At 69.2% G+C, this 25,662-nt stretch carries 24 protein-coding genes; 12 read left to right on the forward strand and 12 right to left on the reverse strand.

Annotated elements, in window-relative coordinates; translation table 11 throughout:
• Nucleotides 1–11 precede the first annotated feature (11 nt).
• A complete protein-coding gene (locus ASC76_RS10790; protein ID WP_056467279.1) occupies nucleotides 12–476 on the reverse strand; it encodes a (2Fe-2S)-binding protein in 465 nt (154 codons plus the stop codon).
• A 244-nt stretch (nucleotides 477–720) separates the two neighbouring features.
• Here ASC76_RS10790 and ASC76_RS10795 point away from each other — a divergent pair, with 244 nt between their 5' ends.
• Nucleotides 721–3,723 (forward strand): response regulator, encoded by a 3,003-nt coding sequence (locus tag ASC76_RS10795; protein ID WP_162247109.1) that lies wholly within the window; start codon nucleotides 721–723, stop codon nucleotides 3,721–3,723.
• Nucleotides 3,724–3,743: 20 nt separating this feature from the next.
• Nucleotides 3,744–5,912, forward strand: coding sequence for a bifunctional diguanylate cyclase/phosphodiesterase (locus tag ASC76_RS10800; RefSeq protein WP_162247110.1), 2,169 nt, complete (start codon nucleotides 3,744–3,746; stop codon nucleotides 5,910–5,912).
• A 16-nt stretch (nucleotides 5,913–5,928) separates the two neighbouring features.
• Here ASC76_RS10800 and ASC76_RS10805 read toward each other — a convergent pair whose 3' ends face one another.
• Both ASC76_RS10805 and ASC76_RS10810 read right to left on the reverse strand, forming a co-directional pair.
• The gene (locus ASC76_RS10805) at nucleotides 5,929–7,083 is read right to left on the reverse strand and encodes an ABC transporter substrate-binding protein (protein ID WP_056465343.1); all 1,155 of its coding nucleotides are present in this window, start codon (nucleotides 7,081–7,083) and stop codon (nucleotides 5,929–5,931) included.
• 66 nt (nucleotides 7,084–7,149) lie between these two features.
• Nucleotides 7,150–8,076, reverse strand: coding sequence for a MerR family transcriptional regulator (locus tag ASC76_RS10810; RefSeq protein ID WP_056465346.1), 927 nt, complete (start codon nucleotides 8,074–8,076; stop codon nucleotides 7,150–7,152).
• 134 nt (nucleotides 8,077–8,210) lie between these two features.
• Between ASC76_RS10810 and ASC76_RS10815 the strand changes: the two genes are divergently transcribed.
• From ASC76_RS10815 to ASC76_RS10825, 3 genes are read left to right on the forward strand one after another with little or no spacing between them, the layout of a single operon-like run.
• Complete coding sequence (locus ASC76_RS10815; RefSeq protein WP_056465347.1) at nucleotides 8,211–8,666, forward strand: fasciclin domain-containing protein; 456 nt, start codon at nucleotides 8,211–8,213, stop codon at nucleotides 8,664–8,666.
• 33 nt (nucleotides 8,667–8,699) lie between these two features.
• Nucleotides 8,700–9,014: a high-potential iron-sulfur protein gene (locus tag ASC76_RS10820; protein ID WP_056465349.1), complete on the forward strand. Its 315-nt coding sequence runs from the start codon at nucleotides 8,700–8,702 to the stop codon at nucleotides 9,012–9,014.
• Nucleotides 9,014–9,946, forward strand: a complete 933-nt coding sequence (locus ASC76_RS10825; protein WP_157615550.1) for a hypothetical protein — start codon at nucleotides 9,014–9,016, stop codon at nucleotides 9,944–9,946. Before ASC76_RS10820 ends, ASC76_RS10825 begins: the two co-directional genes overlap by 1 nt.
• Here the strand turns inward: ASC76_RS10825 and ASC76_RS10830 are convergent.
• Nucleotides 9,940–10,155, reverse strand: a complete 216-nt coding sequence (locus ASC76_RS10830) for a SlyX family protein (RefSeq protein WP_056465353.1) — start codon at nucleotides 10,153–10,155, stop codon at nucleotides 9,940–9,942. The two genes, ASC76_RS10825 and ASC76_RS10830, sit on opposite strands and share 7 nt — an antisense overlap.
• A gap of 166 nt (nucleotides 10,156–10,321) precedes the next feature.
• Here ASC76_RS10830 and ASC76_RS10835 point away from each other — a divergent pair, with 166 nt between their 5' ends.
• The 4 genes from ASC76_RS10835 (at nucleotide 10,322) to ASC76_RS10850 (ending at nucleotide 15,059) form a co-directional block, all read left to right on the forward strand.
• The gene (locus tag ASC76_RS10835; RefSeq protein ID WP_056465355.1) at nucleotides 10,322–12,211 is read left to right on the forward strand and encodes a TonB-dependent siderophore receptor; all 1,890 of its coding nucleotides are present in this window, start codon (nucleotides 10,322–10,324) and stop codon (nucleotides 12,209–12,211) included.
• Nucleotides 12,208–12,756 carry a YfiR family protein gene (locus tag ASC76_RS10840; protein WP_056465357.1) on the forward strand — a complete coding sequence of 183 codons (549 nt, stop codon included), beginning with the start codon at nucleotides 12,208–12,210 and terminating at the stop codon, nucleotides 12,754–12,756. The genes ASC76_RS10835 and ASC76_RS10840 overlap by 4 nt, the downstream gene beginning before the upstream one ends.
• Nucleotides 12,753–14,618, forward strand: a complete 1,866-nt coding sequence (locus tag ASC76_RS10845; protein ID WP_056465358.1) for an ATP-binding protein — start codon at nucleotides 12,753–12,755, stop codon at nucleotides 14,616–14,618. Before ASC76_RS10840 ends, ASC76_RS10845 begins: the two co-directional genes overlap by 4 nt.
• Before the next feature lie 63 nt (nucleotides 14,619–14,681).
• Nucleotides 14,682–15,059, forward strand: a complete 378-nt coding sequence (locus tag ASC76_RS10850) for a response regulator (protein ID WP_056465359.1) — start codon at nucleotides 14,682–14,684, stop codon at nucleotides 15,057–15,059.
• On the opposite strand, the gene ASC76_RS25880 is transcribed toward ASC76_RS10850, so the two are convergent.
• Nucleotides 15,060–15,749, reverse strand: a complete 690-nt coding sequence (locus ASC76_RS25880) for a PEP-CTERM sorting domain-containing protein (RefSeq protein ID WP_056465360.1) — start codon at nucleotides 15,747–15,749, stop codon at nucleotides 15,060–15,062.
• A 206-nt stretch (nucleotides 15,750–15,955) separates the two neighbouring features.
• On the opposite strand from ASC76_RS25880, the gene ASC76_RS10860 reads away from it, so the two are divergent.
• The gene (locus tag ASC76_RS10860; RefSeq protein WP_056465362.1) at nucleotides 15,956–16,717 is read left to right on the forward strand and encodes a triacylglycerol lipase; all 762 of its coding nucleotides are present in this window, start codon (nucleotides 15,956–15,958) and stop codon (nucleotides 16,715–16,717) included.
• Nucleotides 16,718–16,725: 8 nt separating this feature from the next.
• Here ASC76_RS10860 and ASC76_RS10865 read toward each other — a convergent pair whose 3' ends face one another.
• From ASC76_RS10865 to ASC76_RS10885, 5 genes are read right to left on the reverse strand one after another with little or no spacing between them, the layout of a single operon-like run.
• A complete protein-coding gene (locus tag ASC76_RS10865; protein WP_056465364.1) occupies nucleotides 16,726–17,472 on the reverse strand; it encodes an ABC transporter ATP-binding protein in 747 nt (248 codons plus the stop codon).
• Complete coding sequence (locus tag ASC76_RS10870; RefSeq protein ID WP_235580415.1) at nucleotides 17,462–18,232, reverse strand: ABC transporter permease; 771 nt, start codon at nucleotides 18,230–18,232, stop codon at nucleotides 17,462–17,464. The genes ASC76_RS10865 and ASC76_RS10870 overlap by 11 nt, the downstream gene beginning before the upstream one ends.
• A gap of 4 nt (nucleotides 18,233–18,236) precedes the next feature.
• The gene (locus ASC76_RS10875; RefSeq protein WP_235580416.1) at nucleotides 18,237–18,668 is read right to left on the reverse strand and encodes a hypothetical protein; all 432 of its coding nucleotides are present in this window, start codon (nucleotides 18,666–18,668) and stop codon (nucleotides 18,237–18,239) included.
• 9 nt (nucleotides 18,669–18,677) lie between these two features.
• A complete protein-coding gene (locus ASC76_RS10880) occupies nucleotides 18,678–19,259 on the reverse strand; it encodes an SCO family protein (RefSeq protein WP_056465366.1) in 582 nt (193 codons plus the stop codon).
• Nucleotides 19,260–19,276: 17 nt separating this feature from the next.
• The gene (locus ASC76_RS10885) at nucleotides 19,277–20,323 is read right to left on the reverse strand and encodes an ABC transporter substrate-binding protein (RefSeq protein ID WP_235580417.1); all 1,047 of its coding nucleotides are present in this window, start codon (nucleotides 20,321–20,323) and stop codon (nucleotides 19,277–19,279) included.
• 76 nt (nucleotides 20,324–20,399) lie between these two features.
• Here ASC76_RS10885 and ASC76_RS10890 point away from each other — a divergent pair, with 76 nt between their 5' ends.
• A complete protein-coding gene (locus tag ASC76_RS10890) occupies nucleotides 20,400–20,879 on the forward strand; it encodes a VOC family protein (protein ID WP_056465367.1) in 480 nt (159 codons plus the stop codon).
• A 228-nt stretch (nucleotides 20,880–21,107) separates the two neighbouring features.
• Nucleotides 21,108–22,493: a site-specific integrase gene (locus tag ASC76_RS10895; RefSeq protein WP_056465369.1), complete on the forward strand. Its 1,386-nt coding sequence runs from the start codon at nucleotides 21,108–21,110 to the stop codon at nucleotides 22,491–22,493.
• A gap of 197 nt (nucleotides 22,494–22,690) precedes the next feature.
• Here the strand turns inward: ASC76_RS10895 and ASC76_RS10900 are convergent, their stop codons facing one another.
• Both ASC76_RS10900 and ASC76_RS10905 read right to left on the reverse strand, forming a co-directional pair.
• A complete protein-coding gene (locus ASC76_RS10900) occupies nucleotides 22,691–23,083 on the reverse strand; it encodes a helix-turn-helix transcriptional regulator (protein WP_157615552.1) in 393 nt (130 codons plus the stop codon).
• Nucleotides 23,084–24,261: 1,178 nt separating this feature from the next.
• Entirely contained in the window at nucleotides 24,262–25,407 is a 1,146-nt protein-coding gene (locus tag ASC76_RS10905) for a toll/interleukin-1 receptor domain-containing protein (protein WP_056465373.1), read from the reverse strand.
• Between the last annotated feature and the right edge of the window lie 255 nt (nucleotides 25,408–25,662).

Genomic DNA, 25,662 nt, shown 5'->3' on the forward strand with positions numbered 1-25,662 from the left:
GGTCGTCTCCCTCAGGCCTTGCGCATGTCGGCGGCGGCGGTCTTGATCGCGGCCTTGATGCGGCCGTAGGTGCCGCAGCGGCAGATGTTGCCGCTCATCGCCGCGTCGATGTCGGCGTCGCTCGGGTTCTTGTTGTCCTTCAGCAGCGCCGCGGCGCTCATCAGCTGGCCGGACTGGCAGTAGCCGCACTGCGGCACGTCGTGCGCGATCCACGCCTTCTGCAGCGGGTGCGAGTTGTTGGTCGACAGGCTTTCGATCGTCGCCACGTTCTTGCCGGCCACTGCCGACACCGGCGTCTGGCACGAGCGGACGGGCACGCCATCGAGGTGCACGGTGCAGGCGCCGCACAGCGCCATGCCGCAACCGAACTTGGTGCCGGTCAGACCGATCTCGTCACGGATCACCCACAGCAGCGGCGTGTCGGGCTCGGCCTTCACGTCCACGCTCTTGCCATTCACGTTGAAACGGGTCGTCATCGGAATCTCCAGTTTGTCGTCGTTGTTGTGACCGCGCGCCCCGCGTCGGCCGCGCATGCTAGCGCCGCCCCCGGCGCACCGGCCGCGCCTGGCCGGGATGTCGCGTTTCGGAACAAGCCCATTGCCCGTCCAGACCGCGACTTACCACCTGGATTGAGCGACAAAAGGTGAACTCAAGTCAACTGGCATCGGCCCGGTCCACCCGCCCGTCAAGTTGGCCGCGGCGCTCACCGATATGCGCGCCATGAGCCTCGCCACCGCCCTGCCCCGCACGACCGATCCCCGCTTCGATCACGGCAGCGTCGGCTGGCTCGAACTCGATCCCGCGGGCCGGGTGCGGTGTGCCAATCCGGCATTCGCGCGCAGCCTGGGATGTGCGGCCGGTTCGCTGGTCGGACGCCCGTTCGCCGCGCTGGTCTGCGAGGACGATGCCGACGCGCTTGCCGACGCCCTCACCGCACTGCGCTACGGCGCCGGCGCGAGCACGCGGCTCGAGCTGCGCTTCGAGCCCGAGCCGGATCGCACCGTCTGGGCCGACGTGGCGCTGTGCGCGCTGAGCACGCCGGACGGCGACGTCGCCGGCGTCCATGTGCTGGCGCTCGACATCGATGCGCGCAAGCGCACCGAGGCCCTGCAGCTGCAGCGACACAGCCTGGCGCTGCAGGTCGCCGGCATCGGCCTGTGGGAATGGCAGGTCGAGAGCGGCGCCTACCAGGTCGACATGCTGTGGGCGATGACCTTGGGCTACGCGGTGGTGGAACTGCGACCGCACATCGACGACATCGTTGCGCTGGGCCACCCGGATGACGACGCGGCGACCACCGCGATCATCCAGCCCTGCCTGCGCGGCGAGACCGCCGAGTTCGCAGTCGAGCACCGGTTGCGCCACAAGGAAGGGCACTGGGTCTGGCTGCTCGAGCACGGCATGGTTGTGGAGCGCGACGCCGGCGGCCGGCCGCGGCGCGTGATCGGCACCGCCCAGGACATCACCCAGCGCAAGCACGCGCAAGCCGAGCTGCTGGCGGCGAAGGAGGCGGCCGACGCGGCCAGCCACGCCAAGAGCATGTTCCTCGCCAACATGAGCCACGAGATCCGCACGCCGATGAACGCGGTGATCGGGCTGACCCGTCTGGTGCTCGGCACCGAGCTCGCCGCGCCGCAGCGCGACCTGCTGCAGAAGGTGCAGGCCTCGTCCAAGTCGCTGCTCGGCATCCTGAACGACATCCTCGACCACTCGAAGATCGAGGCCGGGCACATGACGCTCGAGCAAGTGCAGTTCGCGGTCGAGGAGCCGCTGAACAATGTCGCGAACCTGTTCGGCGCGCAGGTCGAGCAGCAGGGCCTGGAGCTGTTCTTCGAAGTGGCGCCGGACGTGCCGATGGAGGTCGTCGGCGACCCGATGCGCCTGACGCAGGTGCTGAACAACCTGGTCGGCAACGCGATCAAGTTCACCGAACGGGGCGAGATCCACCTGAAGGCCGAGGTCGCGGCGCGCGAGCCGACCGGAATGCTGTTGCGCTTCTCGGTCAGCGACACCGGCATCGGCCTGTCGGAGACGCAAGCCGGGCAGCTCTTCCACGCGTTCACGCAGGCCGACAACTCGGTGACGCGCAAGTACGGCGGCACCGGCCTGGGCCTGACGATCTGCCGCCAGCTCGTGCAGCTGATGGGCGGCGAGATCGAGGTCGAAGGCCGGCTCGGCGAGGGCTGTACCTTCAGCTTCACCGTCCGCGTGCAGCCGGCGCGCGCGGAGCACCTGACGCTGGACCTGCACCGCGTGCGCGGCCTGCGTGCGCTGGTCGTCGACGACCAGGAAACGTCGCGGATGATCCTCGGTCACCTGTTCGAGGCCTGGGGCGTGCAGGCCGACGTCGTCGCGACAGCCGAGGAAGGCCTGGTGCTCGTCGACCGCAGCCGCGCCAAGGGCGCGCCGTACGACGTGGTGCTGCTGGACTGGCGCATGCCCGGCATGGACGGCCTGGAGATGGCGCGCGCGATGCGCGAGCGCACCCGCGAGGCCGGGACCGCGGCCGACGGCTCGACGCACGTGTGCCCGCCGTTCGCGATCATGGTGACCTGGTTCGGCCGCGAGGAGCTGCTGGCCGATGCGGCGGACCTCGGGCTCGACATGGTGCTGACCAAGCCGGTCGTGCCGTCCGCGCTGTTCGACATCCTCGTGCGGCTGCAGCACCGTGACGGCAGCCGCCGCGTCGGCGCGCCGCTTCCGGTCGCGGGGCCGCAGCGCTTCGACGGCGCGCGCGTGCTGCTGGTCGAGGACAACGTGCTGAACCAGGAGGTGGCCAGCGGCTTCCTGCGCGGTCTGGGCATCGACGTGACGATCGCGAAGGACGGGCGCGAGGCGGTCGAGCGCGTCGAGGACGAGGCATTCGAGCTCGTGCTGATGGACATGCACATGCCAGTGATGGACGGCATCACCGCGACCGAGCGCATCCGCCAACTCGAGCGGTCGCTGCGGCCGCCGATCGTCGCGATGACCGCGGCCGTGCTGAGCGAGGATCGGGCGCGCTGCGCCGCGGCCGGCATGGTCGACTTCGTTCCCAAGCCGGTGGAATCGGACGACCTGGTGCGCGTGCTGCGGCGCTGGCTGCCAGCGCGGCGCCAGGGTCCGGGGCACGGCGCCGGCGCGGCGGCGGCCCTGCCGGCACCACCGCTGCCGAGCTTCCCGGGCTTCGACAGCGCGCCGGCCTTGCGTCGCCTGCACGGCCGCGCCGACCAGCTGCTGCGGCTGCTGCGTGCGTTCGCGACCCAGCACCGCGATGCGGCGGCGCACGTCGATGCACTGCTCGAGCGCGGCGACGCCGCAGCCGCGCGCGCCGCGTTGCACACCCTCAAGGGGACGGCCGCAACGCTCGGCCTGTCGGCTGTCGCGCACGACGCACGAGCCCGCGAGATCGAGCTCGACGCCGCCACCCCGCCGGCTGCATCAAACGCACTCGCAGCGAGCCTGGCCGAGGCCGTCGCGGCGATCGCAGCGAGCCCTCAGGCTGACGATCCGAGTGGCAAATCATTGTTGACATTCGACGCGTCCACATGCACTCAGCTTCTCGACGAGCTGCGCCGATATGTGCAGGAGCAGGAGCTGATTCCCGACACGCTCCTCGATGAACTGAAGCGCGCGGCCACGAAGGCCGATCTCACCGGGCGCCTCGCCGCACTGCTTCAGCACATCGTCGATTTCGACCACGCCGCGGCGCTGGCCGATCTCGACGTGATCCAGGGTCGATGACAAGCGATGGAGTGCCACCGATGGGGTCGCCCGACAGACAGATGCCGATGATGCAGCGCAAGCCCCTGGTGCTGATCGTCGACGACGTGCCGGCCAACCTGCACGTGCTGGCCACCGCGCTGCGTGCCGACTACCGCATCAAGGTGGCGCTGGAAGGCGCGGCGGCGCTCGAACTGGCCGGCCGCGAGACCGACCCGCCCGACCTGATCCTGCTCGACGTGATGATGCCGTCGATGAGCGGCCACGACGTGCTGCGCCGGCTCCAGGCCGACGCCGAGACGCGCGACATCCCGGTGGTGTTCGTGACCGCCGACACCTCCGAGGGCAGCGAAGTGCGCGGCCTCGAACTGGGCGCGGTCGACTTCCTCACCAAGCCGGTCGACCTGCCGGTGCTGCACCGGCGCGTGGCCACCCTGCTCGAGCAGCGCCGGCTGCAGCAGAGTCTGCAGCGCAGCGAGCTGAAACTGCGCGCGATGCTGGACAGCAGCATGCAGTTCATCGGCCTGCTGGACACCCAGGGCCGCGTGCTGCATGTGAACCAGCAGGTGCTGAAGCTGCTCGCGCTGCCGCTCGACGCCCTGATCGGCGAGCGCTTCTGGGAGGTGCCGGTGTGGGCCGAGTCGGAGCAGCAGCAGGCGGCGGTGCGCGAGGCGGTGGAGCGCGCCGTGCACGGGCTGGCGAGCCGCTTCGAGACGGTCCACACCCGTGCCGACGGCACGACGATGATCCTGGACTTCTCGCTGCGCCCGATCTTCGGCGATGACGGCGCGGTCGCATTCCTGCTGCCCGAGGCGACCGACGTGACGCAGCAGAAGGCGGCCGAGGAAAGCATCCGCCACCTGGCCAACAACGACCCGCTGACCGGCCTGCCGAACCGCACGCTGCTGACCGACCGCGTGAACCAGGCGATCCGCAGCGCCGAACGCTCGAAGGAGCCGTTCGCGCTGGTGTTCCTGGATCTCGACCGCTTCAAGTACGTCAACGACTCGCTCGGCCACGACTGCGGCGACCGCCTGCTGCAGGAGGTGGCGCAGCGTCTGGTCAGCACGGTGCGCCAGCCCGACACCGTGGCCCGCATCGGTGGCGACGAGTTCGTGCTGCTGCTGCCCGACACACCGGTCGCCGGCGCGATGGTGGTGGCGGAGAAACTGCTCGCCCGCATCGTCCAGCCGTTCACGCTCGACCAGACCGCGCTCGCGATCACGCCGTCGATCGGCATCGCGATGTACCCGGGCGACGGGCGCGACTTCGCGTCCCTGTCCAAGGCCGCCGACATCGCGATGTACCGCGCCAAGCGCGAGGGGCGCAACACCTTCCGCTTCTACACGCAGGAGATGCACGACCGGTCGTCGCGGCTGCTGCACATGGAATCGCTGCTGCGCCAGGCAATCGCCCGCGACGAGCTGGTGCTGCACTACCAGCCGCAGATCGAGATCGAGACCGGCGACTGCGTCGGCGCCGAGGCGCTGCTGCGCTGGAACAGCGCCGAGCTGGGCCTGATCTCGCCCGGCGAGTTCATCCCGATGGCCGAAGAGACCGGCCTGATCGTGCCGCTCGGCGAGTGGGTGCTGCGTACCGCCACGCGCCAGGCCAAGAAGTGGCTCGACGCGCGCCTGCCGATGCGCCTGATGGCCGTGAACGTCTCGTCGATCCAGCTGCGTCGCCCCGACTTCGCCGCGATGGTGGCCGATGCGCTGCGCGAATCGGGCCTGCCCCCGCGCCGGCTCGAGATCGAACTGACCGAGAGCGCCGCGTTCAGCAACCCCGAGGTCGCGCTCGACCTGCTCGAACAGCTGCACCAGCTCGGCGTGCGGATCTCGATCGACGACTTCGGCACCGGCTACTCGTCGCTGAGCTACCTGAAGCGCATCCACATCGACAAGCTGAAGATCGACCAGTCCTTCATCCGCGACCTCGGCAAGAACGGCGGCGACGAGGCGCTGGTCGAGGCGATGATCCAGATGGCCCGATCGCTCAAGCTGACGATCGTCGCCGAGGGCGTCGAGCGCCCGCAGCAGCTCGATTCGCTGCGCGCGCGGGCCTGCACCGAGGTGCAGGGCTTCTTCTTCAGCCGGCCGCTGCCGGCCGCGGAATTCGAGGCCTGGGTGCTGGAGCGCTACCAGCCGCTGCCGCTGCTGCCGGACGCGATGTCCGCACCCGCCGAGCCCGCGGCGGCGACCGAAGCCTGAAGCCGCCGCGGCATGCTCACTCGGGGATCAGCCGCCAGACGCCGCCCTGCAGCTGCATCAGCTCGCGCCCGCGCTTGTCGAAGCCCGAGTGGTCGGCGGCCGACATCGTGTAGACGCCCTGGGTGCCGACCAGCTCTCGGGTGCCTTCGAGGGCGTCGCGCAGCGCGACGCGGAACGCCTCGGTGCCGGGCTGCGCCTTCTTCAGCGCTTCGGGCACGGCCCGCTGCAGCAGCAGGCCGGCGTCGAACACGTTGGCGCCGAAGGTCGCGGGCTTGACGCCGTACAGCTTCTCGTACGCGCCGATGTAGTCGAGCGCGACCTTCTTCGACGGGTTGCTGTCCGGCACCTCGCCAAGCACCAGCATCAGGCTGGCCGCCATCACCGCGCCGTCGACCGCCTTGCCGCCCAGGCGCACGAAGTCGGGCGTCGCCGCGCCGTGGGTCTGGTAGATCTGCCCCTTGTAGCCGCGCTCGACCAGCGTGGTGTGCGGCAGCACCGTCGGGCCGCCGGCGGCGCCGATCAGCACCGCGTCCGGGTTGGCCGCCGCAATCTTCGTGGCCTGGCCGATCACGCTCTGGTCGGTGCGCTGGAAGCGCTCGTTGACGATCAGCTTGATGCCGGCCTTCTCGATCATCGGCACGAACACGCCGTACCAGGATTCGCCGTAGGCATCGCCGAAACCGATGAAGCCGACCGTCTTGACGCCCTTCTTGACCATGTGCGCGACCAGCGCCTCGCAGATCAGGCTGTCGTTCTGCGTGGTCTTGAAGACCCACTTCTTCTGCTCGGTCATCGGCAGCACGACCGCGGTGGTGCCGACCGGCGCGAGCATCGGCGTCTTGTTCTCGGCGATGAACTGCAATGCCGCCATCGAGTTCGGCGAGCCGGAGGGGCCGATGATGGCGTCGACCTTCTGCTCGACCATCAGCTTCTTCAGCAGCGTGACGGTCATCGTCGAATCCGACGCGTCGTCGAGCACGGTGTACTCGACATCGAGGTTGCCGATCTTCTTCGGCAGCAGCGCCGCGCTGTTCTTTTGCGGGATGCCGACCGCGGCGGTCGGCCCGGTGGCCGAGGCGATCACGCCGATCTTCAGTTGCGCCTGCGCGGCGAGGGTCGTCAGGGCGGCCAGCGCCAGGGCCGCGAGGCGGGCAGTCGGAAGCAGGTTCATCGAGGGATCTCCGGGGTGGAAGGGGAGGCGCACAACAGCGCGCAAGCATAGCTGCGCTCCACACGCCTAGAGGGCCAGCCCTTCGTCCAGCACCACGCGCTCGAGGGCCTGCTCGAACATCGTCCGCGCGGCGGCGGTCACGTCGTGCAGGTGCCGATGCAGCGCGGCATCGGCGTCGTTGCGCGCCACGCATTCGCCGCTGTAGACCTCGAAGCTGGACAGCAGCGTGACGATCTCGGCCAGGTGGCGCGGGCACTCGCAGGCAATGCGCGAGGGCGTCTCGCGCAGCGACGAGAGCTCGGCATCGCTGTAGCGCCGCGGGGTCGATTTGGCCGTGGGCATCATCGCGCGCACGGCGGGCGCCGGCCGCGCGGCGACGACGAGCCGCGCCAGCGCCTTGCCGGTGACCGGCTCGCGCAGCACGGTCACCCCCGCCGCGCGCAGCGCGTCGGCCGCCGCCTCGGTGCCGAAGCCGTAGACGAGGATCACCGCCGGCACCGGCAGCTCGGCACGCACCGCGAGCACGCGCGCGGCCAGCTGCGCATGCAGCGTCGGCACCTGGATCACCAGCACGTCGGCGCTGCCCGCCTGAGCCAGCGCCCGTTCCAGTTGCTCGAGTTCGTCGTACACGAAGGCCGGCGCCGGGCGCAGGTGGTCCTCCAGCCGACGCGCCGCAGCGCGGCCGACGACCAGCACGCGCTGCTCGCCGGTCGGCGCGGCATGGCCGGCGGACAGCCGCGCCAGCTCGTCGACGTCGAGCCGCGCCAGCGTGCCGATCGCGTGGCCTTCGAGCGTCAGCCGCTTGATGAGCCGCAGGCGTTGCACGTCGCCCATCGAATAGGTGCGCTGGCCGGCCGGCGAGCGCGGCGGCGCGACCACGCCGTAGCGGTGCTCCCAGATGCGCAGCGTGGCGGGCGAGACGCCGGCGAGCCGTGCTGCCGTGCCGCTGCGCAGCAAGGTGGTGGAGGGGGATTCGTCGGCGTCCGAGGGCATGATGAATTCAACTGACACGAGTTTGAAACGCAATTATGCGGCACATAGCCACATTAATTGACTCAATATTGACTCATTCCGGGCGGTGCTTTCTATGATCCGGCATCTCCAACCACCATCCCACGAGGCTTTCCATGTACAAGAAACTCCTGATCGCCGGCGCTGTCGCCCTCACCGCCGTGTCCGCCCAGGCCGCCGACATCGTCGACACCGCCGTCGCTGCCGGCAAGTTCAAGACGCTCGCCACCGCGCTGCAGGCCGCCGGCCTGGTCGACACGCTGAAGGGCAAGGGCCCGTTCACCGTGTTCGCGCCGACCGACGAGGCCTTCGCCAAGGTGCCCAAGGCCGACCTCGACGCGCTGCTGAAGGACAAGGCCAAGCTGACCGCCGTGCTGACCTACCACGTCGTGCCGGGCAAGGTGATGTCCACCGACATCAAGCCGGGCAAGGTCAAGACCGTGCAGGGCAGCGAGCTGACGATCGGCACCGCCGGCGGCGTGACGGTCGACAACGCCAAGGTTGTGGCGGCGGACGTGGCGGCTGACAACGGCGTGATCCATGTCATCGATACCGTGTTGATGCCCAAGTAGGCTCGGCATCCGACCACCCGAAGGAGATTTGCCATGCACACCTTGAACGCCACCCGTCGCGTCTTTCTGATCACCGTCGCCGCCACCGGCAGCGCTGCTTTGAGCGCACGAGCCCTCGCCCAGGCCATGGTCGGCGAGAAGGACGCCCAGGCCGTCGCGCTCGGCTATGTCGCCGACGCCACCAAGGCCGACGCGAAGAAGTTCCCGAAGTACGCCGCCGGCCAGGTGTGCGCCAACTGCGCGCTGTACCAGGGCAAGGCGGGCGACGCCGCGGGCGCCTGCCCGCTGTTCGCCGGCAAGCAGGTCGCCGCGAAGGGGTGGTGCAGCGCATGGGCCAAGAAGGCCTGATGCCGACAAGCGGCGGCGCCGGCCGGTCGAGCCGCGGCGTCACCCGACGCACGCTGCTCGGCGGCCTGGCGCTGCCGCTGCTCGGCGCCTGCAGCACGCCGCTGCCGCTCGGCGTCCCCGCGGTCGCCGAGCCCGACGCGCAGCGGCTGCTGCGCGACAGCGCCGAGGCGCACGGCCTGGCGGCTTACCGGCAGATCGCCGACATCAGCGTGGCCTACGCGGGCGAGTGGCGCGCGCTGATCGGACGCATCCAGCCCGAGGTGACCGACACGGGTTTCCGCGGCCGCTCCGAGGAGCGCCTGATCCCGCGCGCCGGCGTCGTCGCGCAGGCCTACACCGGCGAGCGCGGACGCAAGCAGGTGGCGTGGCGCCGCGTCCGCGGGGCGCCCGGTGATCTCGGCGAGGCGACGGTGTGGCTCAATGGCGCGCGCAGCGCCGACCCCGCGGTACAGCAGGCCGCGGCGCTGGTGGCCGAGGGCTACGGGCTGTTCCTGCTCGGGCCGCTGTGGCTTGTGGACCGCGACGCCCCGGCCCGGCTGGCCGGGATCGAGGTGGTCGACGGGCGGGTGTGCGACGTCGTGCAGGTCTGGCTCTCGCCCGGGCTGGGCCGCGCGGCCACCGACCGGGTGGCGCTGTGCGTGGACCGGCGCGACCGCGTGACCCGCCGCATCCGCTTCACGCTCGAGGGGTTCGCGACCACGCGCGGCGCCGTCGCCGAGGTCGACACCTTCGACCACGAGCGGCGTTTCGGCGTGCTGTGGCCGATGCGGTCGTTCGAGCGGGTCGTGCACCCGATCGCCCTGCCGGCGCACGACTGGCGCATCACCGGGCTCGATGTCAACCGCGGCTTCGCGCCGGCGGACCTGATGGGCCCCGAATTCACGGGGCCGGCCGCGGCGCCGGCACGCCCGCTCCAGCGCGCCGGTCAGTAGTGCGGCGGGAGCTCGTCCCGCAGGTTGCGCGGCTCGGCCTGTCCGGCGTCGGACGGCTGCTGGCGCAGCGCGGCCAGCTCGCGCATCAGCAGATCGATCTGGTCCTGCTGCCGGGCGACCAGGCGATTCAGGTGATCGACCAGGTCATCGGCGAAGCTGGCCTTGATCTCCAGCTCGGTCAGCCGTTGTTCCAGTTGGTCGTCCGTCATCGCGCGTGAAGTGGGTAGCGGCCGGAACCCCGGCTCGCACCGATTATGTGCGTCTCCCCTAGACTTCACCCACCTTGGAGTCTCACGTGAACGCCCACCACATCCCTGACGACGTAGACGACGAGTTGCCGATCGCCTGCGGGGCCGGCCCGCGGGGCCTTCCGGCGTGAGCGCCCCGGCCTGGCCGGTGGCGCTGCTGCTCGGCGCCACGTTCGCACTCGGGCCGGCGGCGCAGGCCGGCGCGCCGGCGGCGGCGAGCCTGGCCGACCTGTCGCTCGAACAGCTGCGCGAGGTCGTCGTGACGACCGTCGCGCGCCGGCCCGAGCGGCTGGAAGCCACCGCGGCCTCGGTCTACGTGATCAGCGCCGATGACATCCGCCGCGCCGGCGCCACCACGATTCCCGAGGCGCTGCGCCTGGCCCCGACGCTGAGCGTCGCGCGGGCGGACGCCAACCAGTACGCCGTCAGCGCGCGCGGCTTCAACAACGTGCTGGCCAACAAGATGCTCGTCGTGATCGACGGCCGTCCGGTCTACACGCCGCTGTTCTCCGGGGTGTTCTGGGAAGTGCAGGACGTGATGCTCGAGGATGTCGCACGCATCGAGGTCGTCACCGGCCCGAGTACCGCACTGTGGGGCAGCAACGCGGTCAACGGGCTGATCCACATCGTCACGCGCAACGCCGCGGCCACCGCGGGGGCGCTGGTGTCGGCCAACTGGGGCGACCGCCAGCGCAGCGCGGCGTTGCGCTACGGCTTCGACGGCGGCGCGGGCGGCCACCTGCGCCTGTATGCGAAGTCCTACGACCGGCAGGACACGCACCGCGCCGACGGCCTGTCGGTCGGCGATGCCGCGGCCGGCACGCAGGTCGGCTTCCGCGGCGATTGGGCGCTGGCGCAATCGACGTTGACGCTGCAAGGGGACGCGTACCGCAGCCACATCGACCAGGGGGCGACCACGCGCCGCCTCGGCGGGGCCAACCTGCTGGGCCGCTGGGAGCGCACCTTCGCCGACGGCAGCGACATGAGCGTCCAGGCCTACGTCGACCGCACCACGCGCGACCAGCCGGGGGCCGTGATCGACAAGCTGGACACCGTCGACCTGATCGCGCAGTACGGCTTCCGGCCGGCGGACGCGCACCGCGTGCTGCTGGGGGCCGGCTACCGCCATGCCCGCGACGACGTCACGAGCTTCGATGCAATCGCGATGATCCCGGCGGTCCGGACGATGGGCTGGGGCCGCGTCTTCGCCCAGGACGAGATCGGCCTGACCCGCCGGCTCGCCGTCACGCTCGCGGCCAGCGTCGAAACCAATCCGTACACCGGCGCGCAGCTGCTGCCCAGCGTGCGGCTGGCGTACCGGCCGAACGCCGAATCGACCTGGTGGGGCGCCATCTCGCGGGCCTCGCGGGCGCCGTCGCGGGTGGACCGCGATTACGTGCAGCCGGCACGCCCGCCCTACCTGATCGCAGGTGGTCCGGACTTCGTCTCCGAGATCGCCGAGGTCTACGAGCTCGGCTTCCGCGCCCAGCCGGTGCCGGCCCTGTCCTATTCGGTGACCTTGTTCCAGCACGAGCACAGCCGCCTGCGCTCGCTGGCGCCGACGGCCCAGGGGCTGCAGTTCCAGAACGGGTACCGGGGTCGCACCCGCGGGGTCGAGGCCTGGGCCCGGTGGCGCGTCACCCCCGCCTGGCGGCTCGACGCCGGGTTGAGCCTGCTGCAGCAGAAGCTCGCCCTCAGTCCCGGCGCGATCGATGTGGTCGGCGTGCAGGGCCTGGGCAACGATCCGCGCCAGTCCTGGTCGCTGCGCTCGTCGGTCGACCTGTCGGCGCGCGTCGGCTGGGACGTGTCGGTGCGGCACGTGGGCGAGCTGCCCGCACCGCGCGTGCCCTCCTACACCGCGGTCGATTCGCGGCTCGCCTGGCGCCTCGCGCCACGCACCGAGATCGCGCTGGTGGTGCAGAACCTGTTCGACCCGAGCCATGCCGAATGGGGCAACCCGGCGAACCGGGTGGAGCTCGAACGGTCGGTCCTGCTGCAGTTGCGCTGGCAGCCATGAACCCGACGGCGCGGCGTCACGGCCTGTGCCTCGGCCTGCTGCTGGCGCTCGGCATCGCGCCGGCGGGCGCCCAGGTCCAGGCGGTGGTCCCCGACGTCACCGTCAAGGCCGCCTACCTGTACCGGTTCCTGAGCTACGTCGACTGGCCTGCCCGGGCGCTGGCGCCCGGCGCGACGCCGCTGGTCGTCGGTGTCGCCGGGGCCGACGAGGTGTTGCGCGAACTGCAGACGCTGGTCGCCGGGCGCTCGATCGACGGGCACCCGGTGGTGGTGCGCCGGCTCGGCGAGAGCGACGGCGTCGACGGCGTCCACGCCTTGTTCGTCGGCGCGGCAGGGTCGCTGCCGGGGTGGGTGCAGAAGGCCCGGGACCAGCCGGTGCTGATCGTGACCGACGTGCCCCGGGGCGTGGACGCGGGCGGCATGCTCGGCCTGCTGCCGACCGGCGGACGGATCCGTTTCGAGGCCTCGCCCGCCGCGGCCGAACGCGCCGGCCTGAAGCTCAGCGCCCGGCTGCTCGCCGTGGCCGAACGGGTGGTGAACCCATGACCGGCCTGCAACCCCGGCGCTCGCTGCGCCGCAAGATCATGCTGGTCGTGATGACGGCCACGGGCGCGGCGCTGCTGCTCAGCGCCCTCGCCCTGCTGACCTACGAGCTCTATTCGAACCGCAGCGCATGGGTCAGCGACCTGCAATCCCAGGCCGACCTGATCGGCCAGTCGGTCGAGCCGACGCTGGTGTTCAACGACCCGAAGGCCGCGCAGGAAGCGCTCGCCGCCTTCCGCCTGCGGCCGCAGATCCGCGCGGCGGTGCTCTTCGACGCCGGCGGTCGACCGTTCGCCAGCTACGGCGCGGACCCGGCCGAGGCGCATCCGACGACGCTGCGGGCCGAACGCGACGTCCGCTTCGACGGCGCCGAACTCGAGCTGACGCGCCCCGTGATGCACGCCGGCGAACGCGTCGGTACGGTCTACCTGCGGGCGCGCCACGACGTCATGCGGCGCGTGCTCGGCTACGTCGGCATCCTCGCGCTGGCGAGCGCGGCCGGGCTGGCGCTGGCGGCGCTGATCTTCCGCCAGCTGCACCCGGCGATCACGCGGCCGGTGGTCGCGATGGCCGATGTCTCGCGCCGCATCATCGAGGATCGCAACTACGATCTGCGCGTCGTGGTGCCGCAGGGTGACGACGAGGTGGCCATGCTGGTCACCGCGTTCAACCGGATGCTCGACGAGCTGGCCACCGAGATGACGGAGCGGCGCAGCGCCGAGGCGGCGCTGCGCGAGGCCGACCGCCGCAAGGACGAGTTCCTCGCGACCCTGGCGCACGAACTGCGCAACCCGCTGGCGCCGCTGCGCACCGGACTCGCGCTGCTCGAGCGCGCCGACCACGATCCGGAGGTGCGCCACCGGATGCGCGAGATGATGAAGCGGCAGCTGACCCAGATGGTCCGGCTGATCGACGACCTGCTCGAGGTCTCGCGGATCACCCGCGGCAAGCTCGAGCTGCGGCGCGAACGCACCGACCTGGTCGCGTTGGCCCGCCAGGCGCTGGAGGCGGCGGATGCGGCACTCGTCGCCAAATCGCACGACGTGACCGTCCGCCTGCCGGACGTGCCGGTGTGGGTCGACGTCGACGTCGCCCGCATGATCCAGGTGCTGGTGAACCTGCTGAACAACGCCGCCAAGTACACGCCGGCGCACGGGCGGATCGCGCTCACCCTCGAGGTCGAAGGCGGCACGGCGACGGTGGCGGTCGCGGACAACGGGCTCGGCATCGATCCGGCGCGCCAGCAGAGCATCTTCGAGCTGTTCGTCCAGCTCGATACTTCGCTCGAGCGTGGTGCGGCCGGCCTCGGCATCGGGCTGACCATCGCGCGCCAGCTGATGCAGATGCACGGCGGCACGCTCGACGTGCGCAGTGCCGGCACCGGCCAGGGCTCGACCTTCACCGCGGCGCTGCCGCTGGCCGAAGCGCCGCAGACGGACGCAGCGGCGAGCGCGACGCGGCTCGCCACGCCGCCCGCCGCCGCGGGAACGATCGACATCGTGGTGGCCGACGACAACGTGGACTTCGCGTCCAGCTTCGCCGCGATGCTGCGACTGGACGGCCACCGGGTGCGCGTCGCGCACGACGGGCGCACGGCGCTGCAGGCGATCGACGAGCACGCACCGAGCGTCGCGTTCCTCGACGTCGGCATGCCGCGGATGAACGGGCTGGAGCTGGCGAGCCTGCTGCGCGGCCGGCCGTCGGCGCCGCCGCTGATGCTGGTCGCGGTGACCGGCTGGGGGCAGGAGACGGATCGCGTGCGGGTGCGGCACGCCGGCTTCGACCACCACCTGACGAAGCCGATCGACTTCAGCGACGCGCAGGCCCTGCTGGAGCGACTGCGCACCGAAACTGAGCGGCGCTGACCGGCCGGCGTAAGATTGTGTCTCGATGGAATCGTCCGAGACACAATTGATGCGGCGCCGACCATGAGCGAGCCCGACGACGGGGTGAGGGTCGTGGTCGTGGACGACCTGCCGGACGCCTGCCTGACGCTGGGCATGCACCTGGAGTTCGATGGCTACACCGTGCGCTCGGCGAACAGCGCGGCCGAGGCACTCGAGCTGGTCGCCCGGTTCAGGCCGCATTGCGTGCTGCTCGACGTCCACATGCCGGACGTCGACGGGCTCGAACTGGCCCGCACCCTGCGCAGCCAGTATGGCGACGACATCGTGCTGGTCGCCGTGACGGGCCGCTCGCCGACCGACGCCCGCGTGGCCGACGCGTTCGTGGTCGTCGACCACTACCTGCAGAAGCCGATCGACCTGGAGCAGCTGCGCAAGGTGTTGCCGAACCTCGCCGTCTGATCAGCGCGCGGCCGCGTTCACGCGGCGGCGCGCACAACCGGCCACGGCCATCAGGCCGCCGGCGAACAGCGCCCAGGTCGACGGCTCGGGCACCGCCGGGGTGATGGCGCCGCCTGCAGTCAGCACCACGTTGTCGAGCAGCATGCCCATCGAGTCGGCCGGGCCGACGCTCTGGAAGCGCAGGCGTGCCTGGGTCGGGTCGGCGAGCGTGACGGACCGGCTGAACGTCGTGAAGTCGGCGTCGGACGCGAGCGAGAAACTCTCGCTGAACAGCACCTCGCCGAAGATGCTGACCAGCGACGCGACCACGCTGTTGCCGCTGCGGCCGCGCTGGTCGCCGGCCAGGTCGAACTGCATCGTCACCGTGCCGGGCGCCAGGTCGTAGGCGGTCAGCGTGGTCAGCGTCCCGTTGCCGCTGCCTTCCATGTCGACGCACGGCGTGCTGCCGCCCGCCAGCTGGCACAGGCTGTAGAAGTAGCCCGGCGCGAGCAGGTCGACGTTGGCGGCGCTGAAGTTCGCGAAGCCGCTGTATTCGGCGCTGCCGACGCCGCCGTGCTCGGCGTTGAAGTCGTCGGCGAGCAGCACGGTCGGGTCGGCGTGCGCCGCGGTGGCCGCGGCGACCAGGCAGGCGGCCAGCGCCAGGGTCTTCAGGCGGCTGCGCCTGCGGGTGGGTCGGGAGGTGGTGTTCATCGGAGTCGTCCTCGGGTTGGGGTGGAAGAAGCTGTCCGCATTGTCGAAATCCGCACGTTCGGAAACATCGGCCAAAGGAGCCATTCGGGCGCATGGCCCGTCGGCCGGCGTAGGCCTCGTCCGACGCCCGCACGGGCGGACGGCTCCTCCCCATCGGCCCGCCGCCGGCGCAGGATTGCTGCATTGCACCAATCTTTTCGCACCGAATGAACGCCTCCCTCACCCTGACCCCTCACGAACGCGCCGCGGCGCCCGCACCGTCGTGGACGCTGACCAGCTTCGAGCCGGCCCGGGCCGCGCTCGAGTACGCGGCGATGCGCCTGATGGACAAGTCGAGGCTGCCGCGCGGCGATGGCCACCCGGTCGTGCTGTTCCCGGGACTGGCCTCGGACCAGCGCGCCATCGGACCCTTGAAGGACTTCTGCCGGCAGCTCGGCTACGACGCGCGCGACTGGGGCCGCGGCTTCAACGCCGGCCCGAAAGGCGACCCGGACCGCTGGCTCGACGACCTGGCCGACGACGTGCTCACGCATGCCCCCGCGGAGGGCGACCGCATCAGCCTGGTCGGCTGGAGCCTCGGTGGCATCTATGCCCGCGAGGTCGCCAAGCGACTGGGCGCGCGCGCCCGCCAGGTGATCACGATCGGCACGCCGTTCGCCGGCTCGACCGCGCAGACGCGCGCCGGGCTGGTCTACCGTTTGCTCAACGGCCGCGAGGCGACGCTCGACACCACCCTGCAGCGCCGGCTGCGGACCGCGCCGCCGGTGCCGACGACCTCGATCTACAGCCGCAGCGACGGCGTCGTGGCCTGGCAGGCCTGCATCCAGGACGGCGCGCGCGGGCAGTTCGAGAACATCGAAGTCCCGGGCAGCCACTGCGGCCTGGGCTGGAATGCCGATGTCTACCGCGTGCTCGCCGACCGCCTGCAGCAGGCGCCGGGCCGCTGGCAGCCCTACGCGGCGCCCTGACCGAGGCGCTACAGCCCGAGCTCTTTCAGGATCGCGACGCGCAGGGCCTGGGCCGGCGCGCTCGCGAGCTGGCGGGGGTGCGGCAGATCGACCTCGAAGGTCGCCTGGATCGTCGTCGGCCGGGGCGAGAGGACCATGATCCGGTCGGCCATGTAGAGCGCCTCCTCGACATCGTGGGTGATCAGCAGCACCGTGTGCCGCTCCTCGCCGAGGATGCGCAGCAGCTCGTTGCGCATGCGCAGGTTCATCAGCGCATCGAGCGCCGAGAACGGCTCGTCCATGTAGAGGATGTCGGGCTTGACGACGAAGGCGCGCGCCAGCTCGGCGCGCTTGAGCATGCCGCCCGACAGCTCGTGCGGGTAGGCGTTCTCGAAGCCCTTCAGGCCGACCATCTCGGCGTAGTGATCGGCCAGCGCCGCCTTGTCGCCATGGCCGTCGCCGTTCAGCCCGAACATCAGGTTCTGCTGCACCGTCAGCCACGGGAACACCGAGCCGTGTTGCGAGATCACGATGCCCTTGGGACTCGGGCCGGCGAGTTCGCGGCCATCGATCCGCACCGTGCCGCGGTCCGCGCGCTCGAAGCCGGCGACGATGTTCATCAGCGTCGACTTGCCGCAGCCCGAAGGCCCGACGATCGCGACGAACTCGCCGTCCGCCACGCTGAAGCTGACGCCGCCGATCACCGGCAGCGCGCCCTGGCGCGACGCGAAGCCCTTGTGCAGGTCGGTGACGACGATCTTGGGCTCAGCGGACATAGCGCCACCTCACCGTCCGCAGCCGCTCCAGCAGCCTTGTCGCGCCATCGAGCAGCAGCCCGATCGCGCCGATGATGATCATCCCGGCGATGACCAGGTCGTAGCGGTTGCCGGCGTTGCGCGAATCCATGATCAGGTAGCCCAGCCCCGAGCGCAGCGCGATCATCTCGGCCGCCACCACCACCAGCCAGGCCACGCCGATGCCGATGCGCATGCCGACGATGATCTCGGGCAGCACCGCCGGGATCACGACGCGGCGGAACAGCACCGCGCGCGAGACGCCGAAGTTCGCGGCCGCGCGCAGGTAGCGCCGCTCGATCGTGTGCACGCCCGAGGTCGTCTGCACGATCATCGGGAACACCGACGCGATGAAGATCAGGAAGATCGGCGAGACGTCGCCGACGCCGAACCACAGGATCGCCAGCGGAATCCACGCGATCGGCGAAATCGGGCGCAGCATCTGGAAGATCGGGTTGAAGGTGCGGTACGCGCCGCCGACCCAGCCCATCCACAGCCCGAGCGGCACCGCCACCAGCACGGCCAGGCCGAAGCCGGTGCCGACGCGGAACAGCGACGCGCCGATGTGCTCCCACAGCGTGCCGTCCTCCGCCAGTTCCCACGCGCCGGTGACGACCTGCCACGGCGTCGGGAAGATCGGGCTCTCGGACTTCACGACCAGCACCCACCAGAGCGCGACGACGACGACCATCACGGCCAGCGGCGGCAGGATCTTGCGGGCCCACTCCAGCGGCGCGTTCATCGGATCATCCCGCCTGCTGACGCCACTGCTGCCAGCGATAGCGCAGCGTCGGCCAGCCCGGGGCCGGGTGCGGCGCGACGACGATGTTCATCTGCCCGCTGGCGTGCGCGGTGCACGCGAAGCTGTAGGTCGAGGCCTGCTCGAACGGCAGCCGGAAGCTTTGCCCCGGCATGATCAGCGCGGGGCCGAAGACCTGCGGCACGTCGTCCAGGTTGCGCAGCAGCAGCACGTCCTTCAGGCCGAGCGTCAACCCGATCGTGTCGGGCAGGATCTCGACCTTGTCGCCCGCCATCCGGCGCGCGTAGGTCCCCTTCGGGATCTCGAACAGCGCGTCGCGCGAAGCGACCGCCAGCGGCGCGAACGCGGCCCACGCCAGGCCGGCCAGACCCAGCGCCAGAACGCCCGGTGCGACCCAGCGGACGCGGCGCATCGTCATGGCCCGGCATCAGGGCGCGAGCAGCAGCTGGAGGTCGTGCACGTAGTCCTTGGCATCGCGGCCGTAGGGCATCATCGCGCGCAACTTGCCGTCGCGGTCGATCAGGAAGATCGACGAGGTGTGGTCGACGGCGTAGCCGCCCGACGCCATCGGCACCTTGGTCGCGACGATGCCGTAGTCCTTGCGCATCGCGGCCAGGGTCTCGGGCCGGCCGGCACCGCCGACGAAGCTGGGGTCGAACGCGGCGAGGTAGGTCTTCATCCGCGCGGGGTCGTCGCGCTCCGGGTCGACCGTGACGAACACCACCTGCACCGCGGCGGCCTGGGCGCCGAGCGACTGGCGCGCCTGCGCCAGCGTCGCCAGCGTGACCGGGCAGACGGCCGCGCAGTGGGTGAAGCCGAACGACAGCAGCACGAGCTTGCCGCGGTAGCGCGCCAGCGAGAGTTCGCCGCCATCGGAGGCGCGCAGCGCGAACTCGGGTGCCTGGCGCGGCGGCTCGAACACGCCGGCCTTCAGCGTCGGCACCGCGTGCGCGGTCGGCAGCAGGAACAAGGACAGCGCCAGCAGCGCGGCGCGGAGCGGAACAGGCATCGGGGGCAAAGACAGGTTCACAGCGGAATGGTGGCGGCCCGCGCCGCCTTCGCGAAGCTCTCGTCCATGTACTTCTCGTAGGCGATCGGGCCCTTGATCGTACCGGCCTCGATCGACAGCTGCATCAGGTCCTCGAACTCGGCGCGGATCATCCGCAGGTCGCCGTAGGTCACGCGGTCGACCGGGTTCTCCATCACGAAACGGATGATGTTCGGGTCCTGGTTGAAGAACTTGCGGCCGGCGGCGATCGTGACCGCCTTGTTGCGGTTGTCCTGCTTCTGGTCGAGCCACTGCCCGGCGCCGAGCACGTGGTTGACCAGGTCCTGGACCAACGGGCGGTTGTCGCGGATCAGTTCCTCGCGCACCGTCAGCACGCAGCAGATGTAGTTGCGCCACTCGTCGCGCGTCATGCGCAGCGCCCGCGCGTAGCCGGCGCGCTGCGCGGCGGCACCGAAGGGCTCGCCGGTGCAGTAGGCGTCGACCGCCTTGGCGTAAAGCGCGGCGGGCATGTCGGGCGGCGGCATCTCGACGACCTCGATGTCCTTCGGTGTCATGCCCTCGCGCGCCAGCATCTTGCGCAGGAACAGGAAGTCGACCGCGAAGCGGCTCGGGATCGCGATGCGCTTGCGGGTCAGGTCTTTGAACTTCTGGTACGGCGAGTCGGTGCGCACCATGATCACCGCGCCCGAGCGGTGGCCGAGCGAGACGATCTTGACGGGGATCTTCCTGTCGGCCAGGTCCATCACCAGCGGCGCAAGCATGTAGGCGGCCTGGATCCGCCCGGTCATCAGCGATTCCTTGATCTCCGGCCAGCCGTTGTACTTGCTGTATTCGTAGGTGAACTGCGGGCCGCCGCTCCTGTCGGCCGCGTTGGTCGTGGCGCGGGCGACGCAGGCCACCGGCAGCGTCAGGTTGCAGGTGACCGGCAAGCCGCCGACCTGCAGCGGCGCCGGCCCGGCCGCCGCGGCGGGCAGCCCGAGCGTGGGCAATAGGGCCGCAGCCGCGCCGCGCAACAGGTGGCGGCGCGCGGGCGAGTCGGCGATCGGGGGAATGAGGGCGTGCACGGGGCGCCATTCTCCATCAGGTCTACCATCGGGCGCTCCAGCCCGACACGACTTCCCACCCGACAGGAGCAGCAACATGGTCAGCAAGAACACCCTGTGCATCTGGTACGACGGCACGGCCGTCGACGCGGCGAACTTCTATGCGAAGACGTTTCCGAACAGCGCGGTCGGCCCCATCCATCGCGCACCGGGCGACTTTCCGTCCGGCCGGAAGGGCGATGTGTTGACGGTCGAATTCACCGTCGCCGGCATCCCGTGCATGGGACTGAACGGCGGGCCCGCGTTCAAGCACAGCGAGGCGTTCTCGTTCCAGATCGCAACCGAGGACCAGGCGGAGACCGATCGGCTGTGGAACGCGATCGTCGACAACGGCGGTCAGGAGAGCGCGTGCGGCTGGTGCAAGGACCGCTGGGGCCTGTCGTGGCAGATCACGCCGCGCGCCCTGATCGAAGGATGGACCGATCCCGACCCGGCCGTGGCGAAGCGCGTGTTCGACGCGATGATGACGATGCGCAAGATCGACGTCGCCGCGATCGAGGCGGCGCGGCGCGGTTGACCGGACGCGGTTGACCGGAATTTGGTAGGCCGCCCGTGAGTCGAACACGGCACCAACAGATTATGAGTCTCGTAAAGTGGCTTTTTGGAACCGTTGATAGGTCAACCTTTATCCTCAGCTTTCAGCTGGAAACGTCAATGAAATCATAACGTTACGTCACATTCGTTCGAAGTAATTGTTGATACACTACCGCTTTGTTGTCCAAAATTTCGGCTACATGGTGGCTACATGAAAGCAGAACCTTCCCGCGTCAAGTTCACGCCGCCGCGAATCCAGGCATTTGTGTGCCCGCCGGGCAAGATGCAGGTCTTCCTGTGGGACACCGAAGTGCGCGGCCTCGGCCTACGGGTCACCAAGAACGGGGCCAAGGCCTACGTCGTCGAGCGAAAGATCGGCCGCGAGACGATGCGAATGACGATCGGCCGCTCGGATGACTGGCCGCTGGAGTCGATTCGCGAAGGCGCGGGGCCGGCACAGTCAATCAGACAGATCGGCGCTCGTGCCGAGGCGCGGCGGTTGCTCAGCATGATCGATACCGGAAAGGACCCGCGCCAAGAGAAGAAGAAGCGCATTGCCACTGACCTGGCCGACCGCAATTCCGCAAAGGCGGAGCGGCTGCGCAACGACCTGACCGGTTTGCAGGCTTGGGAAGCCTACCGCTCGGCCCGAGCGAGCCGGTGGGGCGATTTAGGTCGGCACGACCACGAAACGATCGTTCAGGCGGGCGGCGCGCCGCGGCTGCGGTCCAAGGCGAAACTGACCCAGCCCGGCCCGCTGCGCAAGCTACTGGCGCGCCCGCTGGTTACCGTGGACGCCACGACGGTCGGTGCCTGGCTGCAGGGAGAGGCCGACCGCCGCCCGGCTGTCGCCGGAAAAAGCTTCCGCATGCTGCGCGCCTTCATTAACTGGTGCGCGGAGCACGACGACTACAAGTCGGTCGTGCAGCGCGATTGCTGCGCTTCGAAGAAGACCCGCGCGCTGCTGCCCAAGCCGAAGGCGAAGCAAGATGCGCTTGAGCGGGAGCAGCTCGGCCCGTGGTTCGCCGAGGTCCGCAAGATCGCGAACCCGGTCATCGCCGCCTACCTCCAGGTGTTGCTGCTGACTGGGGCGCGGCGGGAGGAGATCCTGGGCCTGCAGTGGGACGACGTGGATTTCAACTGGAACAGGATGACCATCAAGGACAAGGTGGAGGGGCGGCGCGACATCCCGCTGACGCCGTATGTGGCGAGCCTCCTCGCTGGGCTTCCCAGGCTCAAGAAGAACCCGTGGGTGTTTTCAAGTCCAGCGGCCAAGAGCGGTCGCTTGCAGGAACCGAGGCTCAACCACAACAAAGCGCTCCAGGCGGCCGGCCTACCTCACATCACGCTGCACGGGCTGCGGCGCTCGTTTGGGTCGCTGGCGGAATGGCTGGAAGCGCCGGTCGGGATCGTCGCGCAGATCCAGGGGCACAAGCCGAGTGCTTTGGTCGAGAAGCACTACCGCGTTCGGCCTATGGATCTGTTGCGGCTGTGGCACCGCAAGCTGGAGGAGTGGGTGCTTCGGGAGGCAGAGATCGAATTCCAGGCGACCCCGGCGTTCCGGCACGATCTGCGTCTCGTCGGCGCAGCGGCCTAGCTTTCAATAGCCTAGCCAACAAGGTTTCCAAGATCTAGTTTGCGAATCGTCCGAAAGCATGGAAAGTTGGTTGGAAACCAGTTAGTCCGCGTGACGTTAGCGAAGCCAAAGCGCACTAACCGAGCACTAACCTGTCTCGGGCGAGCGCGGTTTATCAGCGGCTTCAAGTTCGGCCGGGCGGTAAAGCAGCCGTAGTGCTAGGCCATCGCCCGCGACTTGCGGGTCTGAGGCAAGTCTGCTTGGAGGCTGCTTCCCGGCGTCCTTGCCGCAATGTCGAGGACGTCTACTAGCTCTGCGAGAGCCTTCTTGGCGCCCTTGGGCAGACGAGCGATCTTTACCAATAATTCGATATCGCCGGGTTGCACCATCGAGAGCGCCGTGGCGTCAATCTTACGGTTCGCACCCTCACTCCAGTCCAGGCTGAAGTTGAGAGCCTCCTCGAGCAAGCGAGCTGTCGCTTTGCCAGGATTGCTCCGCCCGCTCTCCCAATGCCGCACCGCCTGCTCGGTCACCCCAACACGATCGCCTAGGCCTTTCAGCGAAAGGCCGGCGGCATCGCGCCGCAGGCGGATTTGATCCTTGATGCGCATAGAGGTCTCCTGCTGAAGTATGCCGGACACGTCAGCCGGGAGCGATGCCACCTCGCATACATCCCGTTTGTTATCAAACTAACTGTTTGTATAATAAAGCTCATGATTCTTGTCGACTCCATCGACAAGGGGACTTCGAGGGCGAAACAACAGAAAACGCGATGCAGGCGTGGGTCCCGCGCAAAATGTATGGGCTTGAATGGGCTATCAGGACAAGAAACACCGAGCGGCGATCTCGCTAAACCGCAACCAGGGCGTGCCGTAACGGCTTAGGGGGCAGATCCCGAAGGCACCTGGGGACGGGCCGAATCCGCAAGTCTGGGGCCAAGCTTCTTGGCAAGCGCGGAACCTCGAGAGAGGGTGACAGTTGTCGCCATCCCGAAGTGCCTCCCTCTTAGCTCCCGGGTGCACTCACCCCGTGGGGGTAGGGGGGCCTTCAGGTGACGATAGAACTAGAAAGATATTCTGTCAGCCTGGATTGGTCGACAGCCTCAACCGGCAACTCTCGGCATTGCCGCATCGCCGCATCGCCGCATCGCCGCATCGCCGCCCATCAGCTGTCACTTGCAAGCGTGACAGTGACGCGAAACAGGACCGAAGCGTCGAGGTGCGATCAGCGAGCTTGGCGCTCCCGCTCCTGAATCGCTCGTGGAAGCATCACCTGCCCGCAAAGTGTGCGCAGTGCGTGCGGACGAAACGCGGACCAGACGACGCGCTCATCCAGTACTTGTCACGCAGCCCGCGTGACTTACGTGTGACATGTTCTGCAGGATGCTCACAACTGAGCTGCTCAAGCCTTGCACCTGGGAAAAGCTGGAAGCGGCCATCGCGTCGGCAAGCTGATCCAGCGATAGCGTAAAGCAGCCGAAAGCGAGCTTTTGCGGCGGGCAGCTTCTGGCCGGAACTGTCCTTCTCCGCTGTCATCTTCCGACCCTACGCCGACACCCACGCCCTGAAATTCGTCCCCCTGAAGCCGCCGGTCAGATCAAAGCGACACACCCGAAGTTGCTTTCGCGCCAGAGCCCGCACATAGCCAAGTGACTATTTGCAACCTCTCGTGCAAGTCCGTGACCTCCCGGCTTTGGCGACATGCGTTTGGCGGTCACCGGGTTCCGTAGTCGGTGCTACCCTCGCTGCCTTCTCGCACTTTCTCGGAGCGGCCTGACTCCCAAACCTACTCAACTTGCAGCCCACGTCGCGACGCGACCAAGAATCAGAAGAAGCCCGCCGACAAACGTAGCGGCCACGCACGACTGCCAGACTCGCGCGCCGAATGCGACCTTCAGACCGTTCCATGCGGCAAAGGTCCAGGCGAGCCCTCCGAGCCACACGATGGTCGACACAACGATACCCGCGAGTGCTGGCCCGTGCACTGCTGTGAGGGCATGGGTCGATGCTGCGGGGTCGCCACTTCGCCAGCTGCTCAACATCGTCGTGAAGACCCCGGGCTCGGCAAGGGCCAAACCGAGTGCAAAGCACATGATGCCGGCTGACAGATACATCCAGCCGCCGCTCAGCAGGCATGCCGCACCGCTCGACGCTCGCTGCCAGCCGACGTTTATACCTGTAAGCCGCCAGCCCAACGCGAGGATTGGAGCCAGCAGCGCGCACGCGACGAGACACACCACCGTGCCGCTCAATATCCAACTGGGCAGTTCCCAGCCCAGACTTAACGCAGACCCGATAAGCGCATTGCCCAGCACAAGCGCCGTGGTCAGCAAAACCACAGCGCGTGTGAGCGCATCGCGACCGCCCACGCCGGCCAGTCGCACGATGACGGGCAGCGGGCGGCCGAGCAGTTCAAGTCCCTCAAGCAGCACGGCCCCCGCCCGGTTGCTCGGCGACGAGCGAATGCTTGGCTCGAGACCGTGGCGCCGCCGCAGCTCATTGGCGAGGCGCGCGACGTCGTCGCGCCACCCGACGTCGTGCAGCGCGACAGCTTGACAGCGGGCGAACGGTGCAAGCGACGGCGGCAGCGACGCACTTGGCGGCATGGCAGCTCCTTCGACCAAGACTGGAATGACGGCGATTCCTGCCTCCAGTCCGGCCTCCAGTTCGCGTCGCACGAAGTCTTGTGGATCGTCGAGGCGCAGCGTGCCGGAAGGATATGCGGCGTCTGTCCAGCGCGGACCGATGACAGCGAGCATGACGCGAGCTCCGCCCACCGCGCGCGCCAGCGCTGCCTCGAAGTCCTGCCCTGGCGCAATGGAGTCAAGATCGCGGAACACTTGACCTTCGCCAAAGGTCGCCTGGAGACCGTCGGCCAAGCGTCCGGTGGCACTACCGCTGTCGTCGCGGCGGTAGCTGATGAAGATGTCCGCCATTTCCTTATGCCGATGGGAGTCCGCCCCGGGGTGTGATGTCCGTTCAGGGTGTACTTTGCCGATGATGGCGCGCTCGAGCAAGGGACTCGAGGAAACGGATCGCTCGCTTCAGGTCATCGCTTAAGAACTTTTAAGGACTTCACAGAAGCACGGGCAGATAGTCCTCTATCGCCGCAATCCGCGGTCGGTCCGGAGAGTCTGATGTTCGCAAATTCATTTCAACGCAAGTGGGCCACAGCCGGGGTCGTTTGCGCA

The organism is Rhizobacter sp. Root404 (assembly GCF_001425865.1).
Lineage (GTDB): Bacteria > Pseudomonadota > Gammaproteobacteria > Burkholderiales > Burkholderiaceae_C > LMDS01.